The organism is Dellaglioa sp. CoH-57-MRSF-21 (assembly GCF_056781915.1).
Genome location: NZ_JBXAXU010000074.1, coordinates 1 through 415 on the forward strand (window position 1 = coordinate 1; position 415 = coordinate 415).

Annotated in this window: 1 protein-coding gene; it reads right to left on the reverse strand. The window is 55.7% G+C overall.

Annotated elements, in window-relative coordinates; translation table 11 throughout:
- A partial coding sequence (locus AC1RPQ_RS07995; protein WP_481762261.1) for a hypothetical protein occupies nucleotides 1-415 on the reverse strand: 415 nt, incomplete at both ends.

Genomic DNA, 415 nt, shown 5'->3' on the forward strand with positions numbered 1-415 from the left:
TTCGATCTCGCACATCGCATTGTACACCAGATCGCCCCACTCCTTGAGACCATACGATGGGTATTCGAGAGACAGATGACCCAAGTTCAGACGACGCAAGAAACGTGCATCATCCATCGTGATCTTGAAGTCTGCGGCACGAGGCTTTTCACCACCATGACGGTGCTTGAAATAAGCCCATGCGTAGAGCTTGCAGTTTTGAAGAACGTAGCCGGTTGCGCCGCCCACTCCCTCAACGCCTTCGGCCCGGATCACGGCCAACACACGGTCAACCGAGTACGGGGCCTGCTCACGCAATTGAGCGACGAGCGCATCTTGATCGATACGGCCAAACAGATAGGCGAAGGTGGCACCCGCAAGCGCCGGAAACTGCTGTTCATCGAACCCGAAAATCTTCCTGAGCACTACCCTCTCC